Annotated in this window: 3 protein-coding genes; 2 read left to right on the top strand and 1 reads right to left on the bottom strand. The window is 72.4% G+C overall.

Translation table 11 applies throughout. The features are described from left to right. Together H5J30_RS29115 and H5J30_RS29110 are read left to right on the top strand one after the other, a co-directional pair. Window positions 1-531, top strand: a 531-nt coding sequence (locus H5J30_RS29115; RefSeq protein WP_181790259.1) for an NAD(P)H-dependent glycerol-3-phosphate dehydrogenase, incomplete at its 5' end; no start/stop codon positions are given. Between the two features lie 32 nt (window positions 532-563). Further along, window positions 564-1,733 (top strand): D-alanine--D-alanine ligase family protein, encoded by a 1,170-nt coding sequence (locus tag H5J30_RS29110; protein WP_181790258.1) that lies wholly within the window; start codon window positions 564-566, stop codon window positions 1,731-1,733. Between the two features lie 28 nt (window positions 1,734-1,761). On the opposite strand, the gene H5J30_RS29105 is transcribed toward H5J30_RS29110, so the two are convergent. Beyond that, window positions 1,762-2,130 (bottom strand): DUF3515 domain-containing protein (locus H5J30_RS29105; protein WP_258563585.1); only part of this gene is annotated, 369 nt, incomplete at its 5' end.

Genomic DNA, 2,130 nt, shown 5'->3' with positions numbered 1-2,130 from the left:
GAGGCGGTGGCCCGGCGGCTGCAGACCGCCTGCCACACCCCGTACTTCCGCCCGTACACCAACACCGACGTCGTCGGCTGCGAACTCGGCGGCGCCGTCAAGAACGTCATCGGGCTGGCCGTCGGCATCGCCGACGGCATGGGCCTCGGCGACAACGCCAAGGCGTCGCTCATCACCCGCGGCCTGGCCGAGACCGCCCGCCTCGGCAGCGCGCTGGGCGCCGACCCGCGCACCTTCGCCGGCCTGGCCGGCATGGGCGACCTCGTCGCCACCTGCTCCTCGCCGCTGTCCCGCAATCACACCTTCGGCACCAACCTCGGCCGCGGCATGACCCTGGCCGAGACCATCGCCGCCACCAGGCAGACCGCCGAGGGCGTCAAGTCCTGCGAGTCGGTGCTCGATCTGGCCCGCAGGCACGCGGTCGACATGCCGATCACCGAAACCGTGGTGAGCATCGTGCACGACGGGAAGCCGCCGCTCGTGGCGCTGAAGGAGCTGATGTCGCGCAGCGCCAAGGCGGAGGGACACTGACGTTCCCGGACGCAGCGGGTAGTGTGCGAGCGATGAGCAGCGAGCACTCCTTCGAACGCCAGGGCCGCAAGCCGCGCGTCGCCGTCGTTTTCGGCGGGCGCAGCTCCGAGCACGGCATCTCCGTGGTCACCGCGGGCGCCGTGATGGGCGCCATCGACCGGAACAAGTACGAGGTGCTGCCCATCGGCATCACCGCCGACGGCCGCTGGGCGCTCACCGCGGACGACCCCGCGCGGATGGCCATCGCCGACCGCCAGGTGCCGCGCGTGGAGGAACTCGTCGACGAGGAGGCGGAGGACGGCGCCGTCGTGCTCTCCGCCGACCCGGGCAGCCGCGAGGTCGTCTACGCCGAGCCGGGCCAGGTGCCCAAGGCGCTCGGCGAGGTCGACGTCGTCTTCCCGATGCTGCACGGCCCGTACGGCGAGGACGGCACGCTGCAGGGCATGCTCGACCTGTCCGGCGTGCCGTACGTGGGCTCGGGGGTGCTGGCGTCCGCGGTCGGCATGGACAAGGAGTACATGAAGCGGGTCTTCGTCTCGTACGGGCTGCCCGTCGGCCCGTACACGGTGATCCGGCCGCGCGAGTGGGCCGAGGGCGCACCCGGGCAGGAGGGCGCGGCGGCCCGCAAGAAGATCGTGGACTTCGCCGCGGACCACGGCTGGCCGGTGTTCGTGAAGCCCGCGCGGGCGGGCTCGTCCATCGGCATCACGAAGGTCGGCGAACTCGGCGCGCTGGAGGACGCGATCGCCGAGGCGCGCCGCCACGACCCGAAGATCATCGTGGAGGCGGCGGTCACCGGCCGCGAGATCGAGTGCGGCGTGCTGGAGTTCGAGGACGGGCCGCGGGCCAGCGTGCCCGCCGAGATCCCGCCGACCACCAGCCACGACTTCTACGACTTCGAGGCGAAGTACATCGACTCCGCCGACGGCATCGTGCCGGCGCCGCTGAGCGAGGAGGAGACCGCCGAGGTGCAGCGCCTGGCGGTCGCCGCGTTCGAGGCGTGCTCCTGCGAGGGGCTGGTGCGGGCGGACTTCTTCCGCACCGACGGCGGCGGGTTCGTGATCAACGAGATCAACACGATGCCCGGCTTCACGCCCATCTCGATGTACCCGCGGATGTGGCAGGAGAGCGGCGTGAGCTACCCCGAGCTGGTCGACCGGCTCATCCAGGCGGCGCTGCGCCGCTCGACGGGCCTGCGCTAGGACCCGGCGGCCACCGCGGTCCGCTGTGTCAGAGCGTGCCGGGGACGGCCTTGTCCACCGCGTCCGCCAGGTCCGTCAGCGGGTTCACCTCGGGCGCGTACGCACCGGGCACCGTGACCTCCACGAACGCCTCCCGCAGCGTGGTGGTGAAGCGGGCCCCGTCGTCCAGCTTCTCGTACAGCCAGTCGACGCCGTTCACGCTCACCGAGTCCGCGGCGGGGTTGTAGTGTTCACTTCCGGGCGTGAGCACCTCCGGCCTGGGCACGCCGCAGCGCAGCTCGACGGCCGGATCACCCCACCCGGCGGTCAGCGCCGAGACCGGATCGGTCTCGCGGCGCTCCTGGCCGTCGACGGTGCCGGGCAGCCGGTCGGCGAGCTCGCGGCAGTGGTCCACGGC

The organism is Streptomyces phytophilus (genome assembly GCF_013870535.1).
Classification (GTDB): domain Bacteria; phylum Actinomycetota; class Actinomycetes; order Streptomycetales; family Streptomycetaceae; genus Streptomyces; species Streptomyces phytophilus.
This window is presented reverse-complemented; position numbering and strand designations above follow the sequence as displayed.